We start from the raw sequence: 17,240 nt of genomic DNA, 5'->3' as shown, positions 1-17,240 counted from the left end.
GTGCGAACGACCCGCGGTTGTAAGCCCGCTACCGCCCCCCCAATTCGTTCAACCAATCGCGCGGCCGCAGGTAATAGGCGAGCCGTGCCTCCGCCGAACCCGGTTCCGGCACGTAGCCGTACTCCCACCGCACCAGCGGCGGCAGGCTCATCAGGATCGATTCGGTGCGCCCGCCCGACTGCAGGCCGAACAAGGTGCCGCGGTCGAACACGAGGTTGAACTCGACATAGCGACCGCGCCGGTACAGCTGGAACTGCCGCTCGCGTTCGTCGAACGGCGTGTCGCGACGGCGCTCGACGATCGGCAGGTAAGCGTCGAGGAACCCGTCGCCGACCGCGCGCTGGTAGGCGAAGTCGCGTTCGAAGTTCTCGTGCAGGTCGTCGAAGAACAAGCCGCCGACGCCGCGGGTTTCACCGCGGTGCTTGAGCAGGAAATAGTCGTCGCACCATTGCTTGTGCGCTGCGTAACGCGCGGCGCCCCCGAACGGTTCGCACAGCGCCCGCGCGGTGCGGTGCCAGTGCAGTACGTCCTCGTCGAACGGATAGAACGGGGTCAGGTCGAAGCCGCCACCGAACCACCACGCCACGGTCTCGCCATCCTTCAACGCACGGAAATGGCGCACGTTGGCATGGGTGGTGGGGATGTACGGATTCTTCGGGTGCAGCACCAACGATACGCCGACGGCGCGCCAGGAAGCGCCTGCCAGTTCCGGCCGCGCGGCGGTCGCCGTGGGCGGCAACTTCGTGCCCGAGACGTCGGAGAAACCGACCCCCGCCTGCTCGAACACACCGCCATTGCGCAGGATCCGCGTGCGCCCGCCACCACCTTCCTCACGCGTCCATGCATCCTCGGTGAAGCGGACACCACCATCGGCGGTTTCGATCGCCGCGCAGATACGGTCCTGCAGGCCGGTGAGGTAATCGCGGACGCGGTCGAAGTCGGTCATGCGTCCATTCTAGCTTTGCCCTGCCTCCCTTCCGCCGCGGGGAGAAGAGCCGAAGGCGGGCGACAGGTCCGCCTACCCTTTGTCGTCAGTCTCGCGAAGGCGGGGGCTGGATGACAGCGGAGCCTTCCCTGACTCGCCGTTCGTCTAGTGCGCCGGTCAGTTTGAGGCTGCGCGCCATCGCTCCGCCGAGCCAAAGGCCAATCACGATGGAGCACAACCACCACCAGCTCGTTAGCCAGCGAGATGCGGCAGCGTAGTAGGACAAGTATGCCGGTAGCGCAAGCCCTTTCGCCTCAAACAGTTCATTGATCTGGGGAGCGATGAAGATGTTGTTGATCGCGCCGACAAGTACCGGAGGTGCGACGAGGATGAGCAGCCCGAAGCTCACCACGATGTCGCTCGCTGCGAGTGGGAACAAGTGATGCGCGTTAAGCGATCCCTTCATGTCGTTCCACAGGCTGCCCCATCGGGACCGCTTCAACCATGCGGTCAACACGCATGCGCCCACTAACAATCCAACCGCCCACAACAGGAGATCGACACCCAAGAACAGAATCTGTCCCGGAAGTCGCGGTTGCGACATTCTTTCGACTTCGGAGAGCACGATGGACACGAGCATGGAGACGACAATGGCAGCGAATCCAATGACCGCCGCAGCGCTGCCGGGCCAGGCAGGGCTCCAAACCAGAGGTGGGCGATCGGTTGCGACGATGTCTGTACGCAAGGAGAAGAATGGCAAAGACAACAGATACATCAAGGGGAAAAGCAACCCGGCGTAGCCATCGGTACCCATCGTTCCGTCAAGCCAAACTCCAACGCTCAGACACAAGGACAGGCCGCCACTCCAGATCAGCAGGCAAGGGATGGTGCGCAGACTCCAGGCGGCAGCACGCCTTGAAATCTGTGCGCGATCTAAGGCGCGCACCAGCAGTCCGATTGCTGCAGTCATCGCAACTGCAACCACGAATACAAGCAGGAACGGCGCAATCCATGCATTCATCCATGGCAGGTGCAACACACGCACCAGCCCAATACCGATGATCTGCAGCAGTTCCATGGCCGACGCACGGACCTGTGTGTCCAGCGGCAGATACAGCAGATAGGGTGCCGCGGTCCAAGCCGCTGCCCATAATCCTGCCAGTAACGCGATGACGACGATGCGCCTCAGTTCCATGGCGCCTACCTTCCCGTGAAGCAGCTACGAACGCAATCGTGGCACCCCATGCTCATCGCGTTCTTCGGTCACCGCTTCATCGAAGATCTTCTGTCGCAGGTCGCGCCCGGGCAGTTCGGCGATCGTTTCGCAGCGTGACGCGCGCAGCGCGTTCGCATAACTGAGGCGCGCGCGGGTTTCGTCGCCGGCGTCGGCATAGCCGTGGCCGAGCTCTTCCCAGGCATCACTGCCGGCGCCTTGCGCGAGGGCGCGATGCAGGAAGGCTTCGGCTTGCGGCCATTGGTTCTGCGCACGGGAGAGGCGGGCGAGGGCGAGCAGCAGGGCGGGACTGGCGGGGTGGGATTGCAACCAGCGTTCGGCGGTGATGCGGCGGGCGTCGAGGCGGCCAATGGGGAGTTGGCCATAGAGGTCGGCGAGGGATTCATCCCAGCGTGCATCCAGCGCCTGTTCCAGGCTTTTCGCGGCGGCTTCGTCCCAACGCAGCGCAGCGGCGCGGTCGGCGTAGGCGGCGACCACGGCCGGCTCGCTCTTCAACGCTTTCGGCAGGCTGTCCCAGCGTTCGGCGAGGACGTTGGCATCGCCGGCTTCGCGCAATGCGGCCTCACTCCAGCGTGCTTGCAATTCGTCGAGCTGCGACGCGTGCAGTGCCTGTTGCTGGCGCAATGCGCCCAGCAGCCCGTAAGCGTCGTAGCTGCGACCGACCGCGACCAGCGCTTGCGCGCGTAGTAGCAAGCCACGCGGCGACAACGGTTGTGCAGCGGGCGCGTCGAGTGCGACCAGCGCATCGGTGGGGCGATCCTGTGCCAGAGCGCGTTCGGCATGCGCCAGTGCGTGCGCACCCGGGTGACGAGCGCCGAGGGCGTCGAGTAGGCGCTGCGCGGTGGCGGCATCGCCACGCGCATCCGCTGCTTGCGCGGCGGCGGTGCGTGCCAGTGCTTCGGCGTCGCCGGCCTCGGCCGCTTGCGTCAGCAGTTTCTCCGCGCGCGCCCATTGGCCTTGTTGCAGTGCGAGCAGTCCGTCCGTCAGACGCGCTTGGGTTTGGCGACGGCGGAAACTGCGCCAGCCGCGGAACGGCAACGCCAGCATCGACCAGAGCAACCACAGCACCAGCAGCACGGCGGCAGCGAGCAAGAGCGCCGCGGCCAGCGTGTTCTCGTAGCGGTAGCCGTGGTAGCGGATCAGCACATGACCGGGATCCTGTAACAGCAGCTGTGCGACCAGCGCGCCGACCAGCGCGAGCACGATCCAGAACAGCACATTGCGAAACAATTTCATGCAGGCCTAGCTCCTAACGCGCAGCGCGTTGCTGCCGCAGTTGCTGCAGGGTGCTACCGAGCGTGGCGAGATCAGGTGAAAGCGGCATCGCGGCCAGTGCCTGCAGTTGCGCGCGTTGGCGCTGCAGTCCCGGTGATGGCGGCCACAAGCGTTGCAGCCATGCATCGGCGCGGGTGAGGGAGGCGCGATAGGCGGCCGCGTCGCGGCGTTCGGCAGCGGCGCGGGCGAGCGACAGTTCCAGTTGCAGCGCGGCCTGTGCGGTCGCGCGATCGGCGCCGGCGTCGAGTACGGCTCGCTCCTCGGTGCGCTCGGCGTCCAGGGAGCCAAGCAGGCGTTGCCACCACGGCCTGCGCGCACCGGGCGCGAGCGGTTCATGCGGCGCCGTCTGCAACGTCCGCGCGAACGCATCGAGTTTGAGTTGCGCCTGCACGCGCGGATCGATGCCGAGTGCATCGAGTGCGGCGCGTTCCTGGATGAGTGTCTGTCGCAGGCTCAGGTATGCGGGGTCTTCGATGCCACTGAGCACGCCGGCCGCGAGGGCATAGGCGCGACGGGCGCCGTCGAGGTCGGCCGCGAGCAGCAAGCGCTGCTGGCCCATGACGAGCAGCAATTCGGTTTCGTCCAGTCGCAACGCTTGCGCGCCGTGGCGGTCGGGATCGGCGAGCTTGGACACACTGTCTTCAAGCAACGCGGCGCGTTGGCCGATGCCGAGCAACTCGTCCCGCAGCACGCGATTGGTCGCGTCGGCCTGTTGCAGGCGCTGGCCCTGGCCGCGCTGGTCGCGGCGCAACGAATCCAGGCGTGACTCGAGCGCGGCGATGCGTTGTTCGACATCGCTGAAGGCGGCGTGTGCGGCGGACGCCTTTGCCGACCACCAGACCCAGCCGCGCCAGCCGACGAGGGCCAGCAGCAGTAACGCCAGCAACCACAGCGCGGATCGGTTGCGGGTGGGGGGTGGCGACGGCGATTCTGGGAAGTCGGTTTCGGTCACGGCGGCGGCGTGCGCGAGGGGCACTGCATGCTACCGGATGCGCGGTCGCGACCGGCGCAATACAGCGCGTGATCGTCCTGGGGCGCAGGCGGCGGCCAGCAGGTCGCGCGGTCGCGCACTGGCCGCGATGGCGATGTCGACGAAGTCGTGCGTGGACGCCAGTTCTGCCAGGCGTGCGCTTGCGGCGAGTACGCGGGCACGGCGCAACTTGGCCAGTGCGTCGCCGGGAAGGGTCGCAAGCAACGATTCCAGGGCCTCGCCACTACTCAAGGCCAGCAGCAGCGGCGAATCGAGCGCAAGCAGCGTCGCTACGGCACGTGGCGACGTTGCGATGGCGATGCGGGCATACACCTCCGCGCGCAACACCCGTGCACCGCGGGCGCGCAAGGCCGGCGCGAGGCGATCACGGCCGCCTGGCGCGGTGACCAGACCGATCGTTTGTCCGCGCACGCCCTGCAGTTCGGGCAAGGCGAGCAGGCCATCGCTATCCATGCGTTGCGGTGTCACGACGGTGGCGATGCCGGCATGGCGCAAGGCCACCGCGGTGCCTTCGCCAACGGCCAACCAGGTCTGCCCGCGGCGTGCACGCAGGCGCTGCAGCGCAGACGCCGCGCGCACGGCGTTCGGGCTGGTGAACATCACCAGTTGCGCGGCGAGTGCGGCGCGCAAGGCGGTGCGGGTCGCATCGTCGTCGCGCTGCTCGATCCGCAGCGGCGACAACGCCAGCACCCGCGCGCCGAGCGCGGCAGCGGCACGACGCAGCGTTGCATGCTGGCCGCGCGGACGCAGCGAGACCACGACCGAGCCGGCGAGTGGTGCAGGTGTTGGCATGGACGCGAGCTTGGCATAACAGCGGGTTGGCGGTTCGTGGTGGTTGGAACGAGCGAAAAGCGACGCACGCTGCGACAATTCCTGCACGCGCTACCGACGACGAACGCATGCCCCACACTGACGCCCTCGCCCACCTCGATGCCCATTACCAGTCCATGCCGCCGGTGGCCGCGATGCACGTGGCGATCGTCGGCTACGACGGCGACCGCCTGCGCTTGAGCGCGCCGCTGGCTGCCAACGTCAACGACAAGGGTTGCGCGTTCGGCGGCAGCCTGGGTTCGCTGATGACGCTGGCCGCGTGGGGACTGGTGTCGTTGCGGTTGCAGAAGGCGGGGATCGCCGCAGATGTGTACGTCGCCGATAGCGAGATCCGTTATCGCGCGCCGCTCTACGCGGACCTCGAAGCCGAAGCGGAGCTCGATGTGGATGCGTCCTGGGACGATTTCCTGGCCACGTTGCGCCAGCGCGGTCGCGCTCGCACGTACCTCGTGGCCCGTGTGCCGTTGCCGGACGGCGGGGTGGCCGCGGAGTTCTCGGCGCGTTACGTCGCGTTCGCCAAAGGTTAGGATGCCGGCTGGCCACGCCGGGAATACGCGCGATGCGGACACTGAAGATCGGATTGTTCCTGTTGCTCGCCATGCTGCTTGCCGGTTGTGCCAGCAGCGGGCAGGTGAACGCACTGGACAAGGTGCAGTACGCATATTCGGCGGCGATCCGCTGGGGCGATTTCGAAGGCGCCTGGCTGCTGGTCGACCCCAAGTACCGCGAAGCGCATCCGATGAGCGAGATCGAGTTCGAGCGCTACAAGCAGGTGCAGATCTCCGCCTACCGCGACCTTGGCGCACAAACCACGCCCGACGGCCTGGCGATGCGTGAGATCGAAATCGGGGTGATCAATCGCCATACCCTGGCCGAGCGCAGCACCCGTTACACCGAGCGCTGGCGCTACGACCCGGAAGCCAAGACCTGGTGGCTGACCGTGGGCCTGCCGGATTTCTGGAACGGGCAGTAGGACCTGTTAACGCTATCCAGATAGGTCGCGTTGCTCCTCCGTGGCTGCCAGGTGGTGTTGCGCGGCGCAGCGCCTTGCTGATTGCAAGGTCAAGGCGCGCGGCGGCGCCTGGCAGCCACGGAGGAGCAACCCGAAGGGCCGGGCCTGAGGACGATGCCGCGTCATCGCTCAGTTGCGTATCGACATGCGCGCCCTCGCTCTTCCTTGCCTCGCACGCCCTCAGGCCCGGCGCGACCTATCTGGATAGCGTTAACAGGCCCTAGTTTTGCGCCGCCACAGCCGCTGGGCGACAATCGCCGCCCGCTCGCTGCATTGAATCCCCGTGACCCTTGAAGACCTGCTGGCTTTCGCCAGCCGCCATCCCTACCTGTCGCTGGCCTTCGCCGGCCTGACCCTCGCCATCGTCTACACCGAGGTCGCACGCCTGTTCCGCGGCTACAAGGCATTGCGCCCAGCGGCGCTGACCGCGCTGATCAACCGCGACAACGCGCTGGTGATCGATCTGTCCTCGAGCAGCGAATTCGAGAAAGGCCACATCCCCGGCAGCCGCAACGTCGCGCCCAGCCAGTTCGATCCCGAAAACGCGCAGTTGGTCGCCGCCAAGGCGCTGCCGGTGGTGGCGGTATGCCGGACCGGCCAAGCCTCGGCCGATGCCGCCAAGCGGCTACAGAAAGCCGGCTTCGAACACGTGTACTGGCTCGACGGCGGCATCGCGGCATGGCAGCAGGCCGATTTGCCGCTGGTCAAAGGCCGTTCGTAGGGCGGGTCTTGACCCGCCATCGGGCGGCGTGCGGCGGGTCAAGACCCGCCCTACGACGCGGGCCACGCTTCCAGCCCTTGCTTTGCCCCAGGCCGCCCAAAGGATTGGTGCGATACTTACCCCCTTTCGTTTTTGATCCGGAGTTACGAAATGTCCGAAGAAACCCTTAACGGCGCCGCCGCGCCGCAGGCTGCGACCTTCACGGTCGAGAAGATCTACATCAAGGACGTTTCGTTCGAAGCGCCGAATGCGCCCCAGGTGTTCAACGAGCAGGGCCAGCCCGAGCTGCAGCTGAACCTCAACCAGAAGGTGCAGCGCCTCAACGACAACGCCTTCGAAGTCGTGCTGGGCGTGACCCTGACCTGCAACCTCAACGGCAAGACCGCCTATCTGGCGGAAGTCGAGCAGGCCGGCGTGTTCGCCATGGCGGGTTTCGAGGACGCTGGCATCGACGCCATGCTCGGCACCCAGTGCCCGAACGTGCTGTATCCGTACGCCGCGCAGACCATCAGCGCCCTGATCCAGAGCGGCGGCTTCCCGCCGTTCTTCATGCAGCCGATCAACTTCGATGCGCTGTATGCCGAAAACCTCCGCCAGCGCGCTGCGCAGGCGAACGCCGGCGGCGATCTGGCCGGTGCGGAGACGGCTGGTAACGCCTGATCAAGGCCGCCTGATCCATGACGACAGCGGCCATGACGATGGCGGCAACGCCTCCCGTCGCGGTCCTCGGCGCAGGCTCCTGGGGCACCGCGCTGGCCGCACTGATCGCCCGGCACGGTCACCCGACCGTGCTCTGGGGCCGCGATTCGGCCATGATCGTGGCGCTCAACGAGCGCCACGAAAACCCCCGCTACCTGCCCGGCATTACCTTGCCGGACACGCTGCATGCCACCAGCGACATGGCCGTCGCCATGCGCGATGCCGGATTGGTGCTGGTGGTGGTGCCTTCGCATGCTTTTGCCGAAACCCTGCGCGCAATGGCGCCATATCACCGCGCCGGCACGGGCGTGGCTTGGGCGACCAAGGGCTTTGAGCCCGGCTCGGGTCGCTTCCTGCACGAAGTCGCCATCGAGGTGTTGGGCGCCGACGTGCCGCTGGCGGTGGTCACTGGTCCTTCGTTCGCCAAGGAAGTCGCCGCCGGCCTGCCGACGGCGCTGACCGTGCACGGCTCCGAGCCCGTCTTCGCACAGCATGTAGCCGATGCCCTGCACGGCCCGGCATTCCGTGCCTACACCGGCGAGGACATGCTCGGTGCCGAACTCGGCGGCGCGATGAAGAACGTCCTTGCCGTCGCCACCGGCGTTGCCGATGGCATGCAACTGGGTTTGAACGCCCGCGCCGGCCTGATCACCCGCGGCCTCAACGAAATGCTGCGTCTCAACGCCGCGATCGGTGGCAAGGCCGAAACCCTGATGGGGCTGGCCGGCCTCGGCGACCTGGTGCTGACCTGCACCGGCGACCTCTCCCGTAACCGCCGGCTCGGCCTTGCCCTCGGCCGCGGGCAGTCATTGCAGGACGCGGTGCGCGAAATCGGCCAAGTGGTCGAATCGGTGCAGACCGCCGACGAAGTGATGCGTCAGGCCGAGCGCCATGGCGTCGAATTGCCGATCTCCAGCGCGGTCCGCGCCGTGCTCCACGGTGAAATGACGCCTGCCGATGGCCTGCGTCAGTTGCTGGCGCGCGAGCAGAAACCGGAATATCCAGAAGGCCTGTTCGGCTGAGGGAAGTATTGTTCGGATAAAGAAAAGCCCGGCAATTGCCGGGCTTTTTTATTGCGTTGCAGCGATGATCAGAAGCTGGCGCGGACGCCGACCAGATAGCGATTGGTGTCGCTGCCGAGCTCGGCTTCACCGACAAGACCCCAGGTCTGGTTGAACTTCCACTGCGCACCGAAGCTCGGGGCGAACTCGTCGCTGCCGTCGCCATCGGTGTAGTTGACCTTGATCTGGCCTTCCAGGCTCTCGGCGATTGCGCCGCGGAAGCCGATCGAAGCGCGGTAGGCATCGGCGTCTTCGCTGACGCCCGCGACCTTCGCTTCCACGTTGACGTAGCTGATTTCCGCGAGGAAATCGGCGTTGTCGGACACTTCGTGGTGGTAGCCCAGGCCGATCTGGCCCTCGTTCAGATCGATATCGACGCCGAGGTCATCGTTGGTGCTCGCGGCATAACCGCCGAACGCGTAGACCGCCGACTGGCCGAACTCGACCGAACCGCGCAGGGCGGCGCCGTCGAAATCGAAGTCGACGGTGTCGAGATCGACATTGGTGCGGTTGAAATCCGCTTCGACGTAGGTGTAGCTCAACTCACCAGCAGAGGCAGCGAGCGGTGCAGCAGCCAGCAACAGAGCCAGCGTCAGAGACTTCTTCATGCAATCCTCGTAAAAATTCCGTTAAATACTTAGGTCCAGCCGCAATGGCGGCCCACTAATATTAACAAAATCTTCACGCTTATTGGATCGGTATAAAAAAGCCCGGCCTTGCGGCCGGGCTTCCCATCGCGAAGTCAGGGGGAGGGAACTGTCGCGATGTGGACGCTGTTACAACCGGGCTTACCAGGTGAAGCGCGGACCGACCAAGTACTGGGTGTCGCCGTCGATGAACTTGACGTCGCCGCTGACGCCCCAGTTCTGGTTGAACTTCACCTGCGCGCCGACGCGGCCGTAGAACTCGCTGTCGGCCTGTTCGAAGTCTTCGTAGCCGGCCATCGCGTAGCCCTCGAAGCTCGGGGCGAAGGCGCCACGCACGCCGACTTCGGCGCTGTAGCCGTCGAAGTTCAGGCCGCTGCCGGCATCGAACTTCTCATAGGCGATACGCGTGACCAGGTCCGCCGCCGGGGCGATCTGGTGGTTGTAGCCGACGCCGAAGCGCGACTGGTCGAAATCGATGTCGGTGTCTTCGATTTCCTGGGTGCTGTAGCCGGCAAACAGGTGGAAGTTCGGATGGATCGCCACCGAGCCGGTCACGCCGAAGCCGTCGGCATCGCCGGCGTCGGTGTTGGTGGCGGCGTAACCGCCCTCGATGAAGTTGTAGGAAACGCCGTCGGCGGCCGAAGCAGCGAACGGGAGGGCAGCCATCAGGGTCAGGGCAAGCAAGGAACGCTTCATGAAGAACCTCGTTCTGGTTATGGGCCGGGTGCCATTTGTTAAGGCTTGGCTAACCGGTGGCGCCATTGTCCTCACGCCTTCACAACCGAAACTGAATATAGAACTCGCCGGTACAGGAACTTTTCAGGCGCGAATCAGTCGTGCCCGGCATGAGCTGGAAAAAACATCATCTGGAGCGTCGGCCGCAGGGTGTCCCGCTGACCCGCGTTACGACTTCGGTCGCGGCGGCGCCGTCGAACCACGCACCACCAATTGCGGACTGAAGCCCTCGTTCGGCAACGGCTTGGCAGGCTCGGGTTCGCGGATTTCCTGCAGCAACCGGCGCGCGGCGTGCTGGGCGATTTCTTGGGTCGCCTGCTTGGCCGTGGTCAGTGCCGGCCAGCTCTGCTTGGAGAACGGACTGTCCTCAAAGCCGGCGATCGACAAGTCATGCGGCACGTTGATGCCGCTGGACTTCGCAGCTGCCAGCACGCCGGCGGCGATCTCGTCGTTGCTGCCGAAGATCGCGGTCGGGCGATCGGGCAAGGCCAGCAGCCGCCGCGCGCCACGGAAACCGTCGTCGAAGGAGTAATCGCCCTCGGCGACCAGCGCCGGATCCAGCTCCACTCCGTATTCGCGCAACGCATCTTCGTAACCCTTGTAGCGCTCCCAGCTGGAACCGTGCGACTTGCCGCCCCACAGGAAACCGATGCGGGTGTGGCCGAGCTGGATCAGGTGCTCGGTGATGTCGTAGGCGGCGTCGCGATCGTCAACGTAGACGCACGCGCTGCCGTCCAGCGGATCGGCCGCCGCGGACACGATGCGGACCAAGCGAATGCCATGCGCGATCAGTTCGTTGACCAGCTCGTTGCGTTCGGACATCGGCGGCGCCAGCACCACGCCCGCCAGGCGCGAGCGCTGCACGAAGTCGAGCAGCTCGGCGGTGAGGTTGGGCGAGGACGAATCGCAAGGATGGATCTGCAACTCGTAGCCGGTCTCGCGGCACACCGACAGCACGCCGTTCTGCACGGCGATGACGTAGTGCGCGTTGGGATTGTCGTAGACCAGCCCGAGCGTCCGCGGCTGCGCGCTGCGCAGGCTGCGCGCCGAGGGATCCGGCTGGTAACCCAGCTCGGCGATGGCCTTGTGCACCCGATCGCGCGTACGCGCTTGCACGCTCGGTTCGTCATTGATGACGCGCGAGACCGTTTTGAGCGACACCTCGGCGCGCTCGGCAACATCCTTGATTGTGGGTCTACGCACCGAAGCCTCGTGGAAGCCGACACCTCCGCTGCGCCGATCGGCGCAGCGGTGAAGCAACTAGCCTAACCATCGTGGGGTGTGAAGGAAATGACATGCGCCAGCGCATGGGCCCGTCAGCCGTGCTGCACGGCCGCTGCGCCTGCTGCTGCGGGACTGGTCTGGCCGGCGCGATGCCCACGTTTCGCGAAATACAGGATGTACAGGTAGCACGGCACCATCAGCAGCGCGAACACCAGCTGGAAATCGTAATGCTGCTTCAGTAGCACGAAAGCCTGCGGAATCACCGCGCCGCCAGCGATGCCCATGATCAGCAGCGCTGAACCGTACTCGGTGAGGCGGCCGAGGCCATGGATCGCGAGTGGGAAGATCGCCGGCCACATCATCGCGTTGGCGAATCCCAGTGCCGCGACGAAGCCGACCGAGACGTAGCCATGGGTCAGGAATGCGCCAAGCGCCAGCAGCATGCCGAGGATCGCCGACAAGCCGAGATAACGCTCCTGCGAGATGAAGCGCGGGATCGCGACCAGGCCGACGATGTAGCCGAGCAACATGCCGCCGAGCGTCAGCGAGGTGAAGAACTTGGTCTGGTCGAGCGGTAGGCCGAAGCCCTGGCCGTAGGTGCCGATCGCATCGCCCGCCATGACCTCGACGCCGACGTAGACGAAGATGCACAGCGCACCCAGCCACACGTGCGGGAACTGCAGCAGGCTGGAGCGATGGTCGGTCGAGCCACTGCCCGCGTTGACCTGCTCGGCCCGGATTTCCGGCAGCGGTGAAAACAGGATGCCGATCGCGAGCAGCACCATCAGTGCGGCCATGCCCAGATAGGGGCCGTGGACGCGCGAAGCGAATTCATTGAGCAGTGCATCCTTGGTCGCTGCATCGGCGCTGGCCACCTGCGCGGACAGATCGCCCATGCCATGCAGCACCAGGGCGCCGATCACGAGCGGCGCGAAGATGCCGGCCAGCTTGTTACAGATGCCCATGACTGCGATGCGCTGTGCGGCACCCTCGATCGGGCCGAGGATGCTGATGTAGGGATTCACTGCTGTCTGCAGGATCGCCAGCCCCGCGCCGATCACGAAGATGCCGCCGACCGCGCCTGGGTACCAGCGTTGCGTCGTGTACTCGCCGAACACCGCCGCGCCGATCGCCATGACGAACAGGCCCAGCGCCATGCCTTTCTTCATGCCCGTCTTCTTGAGGATGAAAGACGCCGGCAACGCCAGGCAGAAATAGGAAATGTAGAACGCGCTCGGGATCAGGAACGCATAGCTGTCGCTTACATCGAAAGCGAGCTTGGCGAACGAGATCAATGGCCCGTTGAGCCAGGTGACGAAACCGAAGATGAAGAACAGCGCGCCGATGATGGCGATCGAGCCGAGGTGGCGCGGTTGCGCGCCGGTGGCTGGCATGGACATGCGAACTCCCTTCCCGAGGAATGCGGGAGCGCCCCGCCGGCGTCAACGTCATGGCGTGCGTGAATGACTCACACGACATCCTGTTGGCTCAACGTTGTCACAACTTTGTCCTGTAAGCCAGACATTTGCGCGAAAGCGGCGAATCTCCACCACGCCGGCCTCGCTGGAAAATGCTGCACTGCGACAACACAAATAGGCCTTTTCTAGCGGTTTGGTTGATTGCGGCGCCAATTCATGCCGGCATGTTGACAACGTTGTCATTCTGAGAGCAATCTCGGCCGCGCTGGCGGGGGGCCAGCCGCCAGGTGGAGGGTGCATGCAGTGGGATTCGAAGGACGCGCCAAGCCGATCCAATCGCCATGCGGGCGCGCACACCACGTGCGTTCGTCGATCCCCGTGGTGAACGCCGTGCCGTCCGCCGCGGCGTCCAATGCCTGCTTCATCGCCGCCGATGTCGGCGGCACGCACGCACGCATCGGTCTGGTCCGGGACAGCGGTCGAGGTGAATCCACCATCGCGGTCATCGCGCATCGCAAATACGCCTGCGCTGATTACCCGGGCCTGGCCGCGATCCTGTCCGACTTCATTGCCTCCACCAGCGCGTGCGCAGGCATCGACCGCGTCGCCATCGCCTGCGCTGGCGTGCTGCTCGATGACGCGGTGGTCAACGCCAATCTGCCTTGGCGTATTTCTTTGTCGGCGCTTCGTCGCGAGCTGGGCCTCGGCGAAGTGCAATTGATCAACGATTTCCAGGCGGCCGCGCATGCCGTGCAATGCATGGATCCGGATGCATCGTTGCTGCTCACGCCCGGTATCGCCGCCGCGGCACGGGAACCCGTGCTGGTACTGGGCCCGGGCACCGGGCTCGGTGCCGCGGTGCGCATCCCGCATCGCGATGGCACCGTGGTCCTGCCGACCGAGTCCGGCCACATCGCGTTCGCACCGGGCACCGCACGCGAGATCGAAATCCTGCGCTGGATGCAGCAGCGCGGTGCGCACGTTCCGATCGAGCACCTGGTCTCCGGCCCGGGCCTGGTCAACCTGTACGCAGCCATCTGTGCGATCGACGATGTCGAACCGATCCTGCTCGCGCCGGCTTCGATCACCGATGCAGCGCGTCGCGGCGATGCTGTTGCCTGCGAGGCGGTACTGATTTTCTGCGCGTTGCTCGGCAGCGTGATCGGCGACCTCATCTCGATCAGCGGTGCCAAGGCGGTCTTCATCGCCGGCGGCATCGTCCCGCAACTCAAGGATTTCCTGCCCCGAAGCGACTTCCGTGCGCGGCTGCTCGACAAAGGCGCGATGCGCGCCGTGCTCGAGCGTGTGCCGGTGCGCCTGATCGAAGACGAACAGCTGGGCGTCATCGGCGCCGCCAGCTGGTACCTGGAACACCTGCGCGAGGAACGGGATCGCCCCGCGCAGGCAGCAACACGGCCGGAACGGCTCACGCCGCTTGGCCACAACGAGCAAGTCATCGCGACGTCGATGCAGATCGATACGACGCAGCCCATCACAGCCCTGAGGGAGGGAGAGCAATGAAAGTTCGCAAATCCGTACTATCGGCCAGTATCGTCGTGGCCCTCGGCATGGCCGGGAGCGTGACGGCACAAGAGGCTGCGCAGCAGGCTCCAGAACAGCAAGCCCCGCAACAGCAAGACGCCGCCAGCCTGGACACGATCATCGTCAAGGGCATCCGTGGAGCGATCGAGCAGTCGCTGGAAAGCAAGCGCGATGAAGTCACCCGGGTGGAAGTCATCACCTCGGAAGACATCGGCAAGATGCCGGACAAGAACGTCGCCGACTCGCTGTCGCGCGTGTCCGGCGTCAACATCAGCGCCGCCAGCGCCAACGAAGGCGCGTTCGACGAGAACGACCGCGTCAGCATGCGCGGCACCAGTCCCAGCTTCACCCAGACCCTGATCGACGGCCACAACGTCGCCACTGGCGACTGGTTCGTGCTCAACCAGACCGGCACCGTCGGCCGTAGTGTCAGCTATTCGCTGCTGCCGTCGGAGTTGGTCGACAAGGTCGTTGTGCGCAAATCGTCCGAGGCCAAGCTGGTAGAAGGCGGTGCGGTCGGCAGCATCGACATCATCACCCGCAACCCGCTCAACTTCGACACCGGTTTCAGCATCTTCGGCTCGGTGGGCGCGGTCTACGCGGACAACCCAGGCAAGACCGATCCGCAGATCTCGGTGCTGGGCAACTGGAAGAACACCGATGGCAGCTTCGGCATGACCGTGCAGGTGTTCAGCGAAGAGCGCCACCTGCGCCGCGATGGTCAAGAGCTGCTGGGTTACGAGCAGATCAAGGCGACGAATCCTGATGGCACGCCTACTGCCATCGCTCAAAGCAATCCCGATCTGATTGGCGTCTTCTATCCGGTACTGATGGGTTCGGCTTTGTTCGAGCAGGAGCGCAAGCGCACCGGCGGCATGTTTACCGCGCAGTGGAAACCGACCGATTCCGTCGAGCTCGAGGCGAACTACTTCCGCTCCGACATGGAGGCCGACAACTACAACCGCAACTACATGCTGTGGGGCCGGCGCATCCTCAGCCAGGGCAACGGCCAAGCCCCGCTGCCGGGCTACGTGGTGCGCGACAACACCCTCGTCCAGGCCGAATTTGCCGCCGTTCCCGGCAACCAGTACGGCATCTACGACCAGATCTCGCGCCCGGGCGCCAAGTCCAGCACCGAGTTCTTCAGCGTCGAAGGCAAGTGGGATGTCAGCGACAAGCTGAGGTTCACCGCCCAGGGCGGTACCTCGGAAGGTCACGGCGAAACCCCGACCCAGGACGTGGCCGAATGGGACGTGGGCCTCGGCAGCGGCGCCGGCTGGTCCATGCATGGCGTGGGCGCCGCCGACTGGCACCTCGGCAACGCCGTCACCGGCCAGCCGGGTACGCCCGCTTCCACCACCGGCCCCTGGAACTGGCTGCCAGGCGAGGACTACAACCTCGACTGGATCTTCGGCTACCAGGACATCGACGTGGTCGACAAGGAAGACTGGCTGAAACTGGATGGCCAATACTTCGTCGACAGCGGCGCACTGGCATCGATCGAGTTCGGCGTGCGTGGCGCCAAGCACGAGCGCAGCCTCGACCAGGTCACCAACCAGGCTCCGGGCTGCCTGAATCCCGACGGCTCCGTGACCGGCCTGAACTGGGGCGCGCCACCCTACTTCTGTTCGCCCGGCAGCCTGTCCCCGTTCGATCCGGCCAACTGGCCGCAGGGCTTCCAGAACTATCCGGGCGACTTCGCCGATGGCATCGGCGGCAATTTCCCGCGCGACATCTGGTTCTTCACGCCCGAACAGTTGGCCGCGTTCAATCGCATGGCCTACCGCGACCCGGTGGCCCGCTTCGACTACAACGGCGCCTACGCCCTGGAAGAGCGCAGCAACGCCGCGTACGTCCAGTTCAACCTGGCGGGCGAGCGTTGGAGCGGCAACGTCGGCGTGCGCTTCGTCCAGACCAAGGAAGAAGTGACCAATTACACCCAGGCCACGGATCCGAACGATCCCGGAGCGATCTCCGGTTCGCTCTTCGGCCTGTACCGGAAGGTCGTGACCGAGCACACGTACAACGACTGGCTGCCGAGCGCGAACTTCAAGTACGAGTTGAACGATGACGTGGTGCTGCGCTTGGCCGCCTCGCGCACGCTGACCCGTCCGGACTTCTCCGCACTGGCCGCCGCGGTCACCCTGGCTCCGCCGCCGATCAGCGAGCCCAACGGCATCGGCACCGGCACCGGCGGCAATCCGGACCTGGAACCGATTCTGTCGAACAACATCGATGCGACTGTCGAGTGGTACTTCGGCGAGCGTTCGCTGCTGTCCGCCGGCGTGTTCTACATGGACATCGACAACTACGTCGCGCTCAGCAACGTCCGTCGCACCTACATGACCGAGCGGGTCGATCCCACGACCGGCACCGCCTCGATCGTCCCGATCGACTACGACGTGACCACCCCGATCAACTCCGACGCCAAGGTCAAGGGCTTCGAGCTGGCATGGGAGCAGCCATTCGGCGACTACTTCGGCGCGTTCGCGAACTACACCTACGCCGACGGCGAAACCGGCGACGGCTCGCCCATGCTCGGCACCTCGGACAACACCTACAACGTGGGTGCCTACTTCGAGAACGATCGGTTCAACGCACGCGTGAACTACACCTACCGTTCGGAGTTCTACAGCGGCCTGGACCGCAACTCGGCGTTCTTCCAGGATGAGATCGACAACGTCTCGGCGTCGCTGGGTTACAAGATCAGCGACCACTTCTCGCTGGCCTTGGACTTGATGAACTTGAACAACCCGAAGACCAAGTACTACGCCGAGTCGAAGGAGCGTCCGCGCTCGATCTACGAAAACGGTCGTCAGTACTACCTGAGCTTGCGCTTCAAGTTCTGATGCAATCGTTGCAACTGCCGTGATGCGGTCGCAGCGGGTCCGGCAATTCCGGGCCCGCTGCCGTGCAGGGCGAAGG

The 17,240-nt window shown here is 65.2% G+C and carries 16 protein-coding genes; 7 read left to right on the top strand and 9 right to left on the bottom strand.

The genetic code is table 11. The features are described 5' to 3' along the window. Positions 1-28: 28 nt before the first annotated feature. From hemF to MO486_RS14470, 5 genes are all read right to left on the bottom strand, one after another. On the bottom strand, positions 29-946 hold the full coding sequence (hemF, locus tag MO486_RS14490; RefSeq protein ID WP_242909223.1) for an oxygen-dependent coproporphyrinogen oxidase: 918 nt from the start codon (positions 944-946) through the stop codon (positions 29-31). Positions 947-1,031: 85 nt separating this feature from the next. Continuing rightward, positions 1,032-2,120, bottom strand: coding sequence for a hypothetical protein (locus tag MO486_RS14485; protein ID WP_242909221.1), 1,089 nt, complete (start codon positions 2,118-2,120; stop codon positions 1,032-1,034). A 24-nt stretch (positions 2,121-2,144) separates the two neighbouring features. After that, positions 2,145-3,395, bottom strand: coding sequence for a heme biosynthesis HemY N-terminal domain-containing protein (locus tag MO486_RS14480; RefSeq protein ID WP_242909219.1), 1,251 nt, complete (start codon positions 3,393-3,395; stop codon positions 2,145-2,147). A gap of 13 nt (positions 3,396-3,408) precedes the next feature. Continuing rightward, positions 3,409-4,410: a hypothetical protein gene (locus tag MO486_RS14475; RefSeq protein WP_242909217.1), complete on the bottom strand. Its 1,002-nt coding sequence runs from the start codon at positions 4,408-4,410 to the stop codon at positions 3,409-3,411. Positions 4,411-4,416: 6 nt separating this feature from the next. After that, a complete protein-coding gene (locus MO486_RS14470; protein ID WP_242909215.1) occupies positions 4,417-5,217 on the bottom strand; it encodes a uroporphyrinogen-III synthase in 801 nt (266 codons plus the stop codon). Positions 5,218-5,324: 107 nt separating this feature from the next. Here MO486_RS14470 and MO486_RS14465 point away from each other — a divergent pair, with 107 nt between their 5' ends. The 5 genes from MO486_RS14465 to MO486_RS14445 all read left to right on the top strand — a co-directional run bounded on the left by MO486_RS14465 (position 5,325) and on the right by MO486_RS14445 (position 8,710). Then, positions 5,325-5,783 carry a YiiD C-terminal domain-containing protein gene (locus tag MO486_RS14465; protein ID WP_242909213.1) on the top strand — a complete coding sequence of 153 codons (459 nt, stop codon included), beginning with the start codon at positions 5,325-5,327 and terminating at the stop codon, positions 5,781-5,783. A gap of 32 nt (positions 5,784-5,815) precedes the next feature. Next, positions 5,816-6,229 (top strand): hypothetical protein, encoded by a 414-nt coding sequence (locus MO486_RS14460; protein ID WP_242909211.1) that lies wholly within the window; start codon positions 5,816-5,818, stop codon positions 6,227-6,229. 322 nt (positions 6,230-6,551) lie between these two features. After that, the gene (locus tag MO486_RS14455; protein ID WP_242909209.1) at positions 6,552-6,989 is read left to right on the top strand and encodes a rhodanese-like domain-containing protein; all 438 of its coding nucleotides are present in this window, start codon (positions 6,552-6,554) and stop codon (positions 6,987-6,989) included. Between the two features lie 150 nt (positions 6,990-7,139). Next, a complete protein-coding gene (gene secB / locus MO486_RS14450; protein WP_242909207.1) occupies positions 7,140-7,649 on the top strand; it encodes a protein-export chaperone SecB in 510 nt (169 codons plus the stop codon). A 38-nt stretch (positions 7,650-7,687) separates the two neighbouring features. After that, complete coding sequence (locus MO486_RS14445; RefSeq protein ID WP_242909485.1) at positions 7,688-8,710, top strand: NAD(P)H-dependent glycerol-3-phosphate dehydrogenase; 1,023 nt, start codon at positions 7,688-7,690, stop codon at positions 8,708-8,710. Between the two features lie 68 nt (positions 8,711-8,778). On the opposite strand, the gene MO486_RS14440 is transcribed toward MO486_RS14445, so the two are convergent. From MO486_RS14440 to MO486_RS14425, 4 genes are all read right to left on the bottom strand, one after another. After that, positions 8,779-9,357: an outer membrane beta-barrel protein gene (locus tag MO486_RS14440; protein ID WP_242909205.1), complete on the bottom strand. Its 579-nt coding sequence runs from the start codon at positions 9,355-9,357 to the stop codon at positions 8,779-8,781. Between the two features lie 180 nt (positions 9,358-9,537). Beyond that, entirely contained in the window at positions 9,538-10,092 is a 555-nt protein-coding gene (locus tag MO486_RS14435; protein WP_242909203.1) for an Ax21 family protein, read from the bottom strand. Positions 10,093-10,299: 207 nt separating this feature from the next. Next, a complete protein-coding gene (locus MO486_RS14430) occupies positions 10,300-11,334 on the bottom strand; it encodes a LacI family DNA-binding transcriptional regulator (protein ID WP_242909201.1) in 1,035 nt (344 codons plus the stop codon). A 113-nt stretch (positions 11,335-11,447) separates the two neighbouring features. After that, positions 11,448-12,749, bottom strand: coding sequence for a sugar MFS transporter (locus MO486_RS14425; protein WP_242909484.1), 1,302 nt, complete (start codon positions 12,747-12,749; stop codon positions 11,448-11,450). Between the two features lie 327 nt (positions 12,750-13,076). On the opposite strand from MO486_RS14425, the gene MO486_RS14420 reads away from it, so the two are divergent. Both MO486_RS14420 and MO486_RS14415 read left to right on the top strand, forming a co-directional pair. Continuing rightward, positions 13,077-14,294 carry a glucokinase gene (locus tag MO486_RS14420; protein WP_242909199.1) on the top strand — a complete coding sequence of 406 codons (1,218 nt, stop codon included), beginning with the start codon at positions 13,077-13,079 and terminating at the stop codon, positions 14,292-14,294. After that, positions 14,291-17,164 (top strand): TonB-dependent receptor, encoded by a 2,874-nt coding sequence (locus tag MO486_RS14415; RefSeq protein ID WP_242909197.1) that lies wholly within the window; start codon positions 14,291-14,293, stop codon positions 17,162-17,164. The genes MO486_RS14420 and MO486_RS14415 overlap by 4 nt, the downstream gene beginning before the upstream one ends. Positions 17,165-17,240: the final 76 nt, after the last annotated feature.

Origin of the sequence: Lysobacter sp. CFH 32150, assembly GCF_022758295.1 — a bacterium.
GTDB lineage: Bacteria > Pseudomonadota > Gammaproteobacteria > Xanthomonadales > Xanthomonadaceae > CFH-32150.
Note: the sequence above shows the minus strand (reverse complement) of the source record. Positions and strands in the feature narration are given on the sequence as shown.

Coding starts and splice junctions, on each gene's coding strand:
- hemF (WP_242909223.1), bottom strand. CDS start 946: ATGACCGACTTCGACCGCGTCCGCGATTACCTCACCGGCCTGCAGGAC.
- MO486_RS14460 (WP_242909211.1), top strand. CDS start 5,816: ATGCGGACACTGAAGATCGGATTGTTCCTGTTGCTCGCCATGCTGCTT.
- secB (WP_242909207.1), top strand. CDS start 7,140: ATGTCCGAAGAAACCCTTAACGGCGCCGCCGCGCCGCAGGCTGCGACC.
- MO486_RS14480 (WP_242909219.1), bottom strand. CDS start 3,395: ATGAAATTGTTTCGCAATGTGCTGTTCTGGATCGTGCTCGCGCTGGTC.
- MO486_RS14435 (WP_242909203.1), bottom strand. CDS start 10,092: ATGAAGCGTTCCTTGCTTGCCCTGACCCTGATGGCTGCCCTCCCGTTC.
- MO486_RS14425 (WP_242909484.1), bottom strand. CDS start 12,749: ATGCCAGCCACCGGCGCGCAACCGCGCCACCTCGGCTCGATCGCCATC.
- MO486_RS14485 (WP_242909221.1), bottom strand. CDS start 2,120: ATGGAACTGAGGCGCATCGTCGTCATCGCGTTACTGGCAGGATTATGG.
- MO486_RS14415 (WP_242909197.1), top strand. CDS start 14,291: ATGAAAGTTCGCAAATCCGTACTATCGGCCAGTATCGTCGTGGCCCTC.
- MO486_RS14440 (WP_242909205.1), bottom strand. CDS start 9,357: ATGAAGAAGTCTCTGACGCTGGCTCTGTTGCTGGCTGCTGCACCGCTC.
- MO486_RS14470 (WP_242909215.1), bottom strand. CDS start 5,217: ATGCCAACACCTGCACCACTCGCCGGCTCGGTCGTGGTCTCGCTGCGT.
- MO486_RS14445 (WP_242909485.1), top strand. CDS start 7,688: ATGGCGGCAACGCCTCCCGTCGCGGTCCTCGGCGCAGGCTCCTGGGGC.
- MO486_RS14465 (WP_242909213.1), top strand. CDS start 5,325: ATGCCCCACACTGACGCCCTCGCCCACCTCGATGCCCATTACCAGTCC.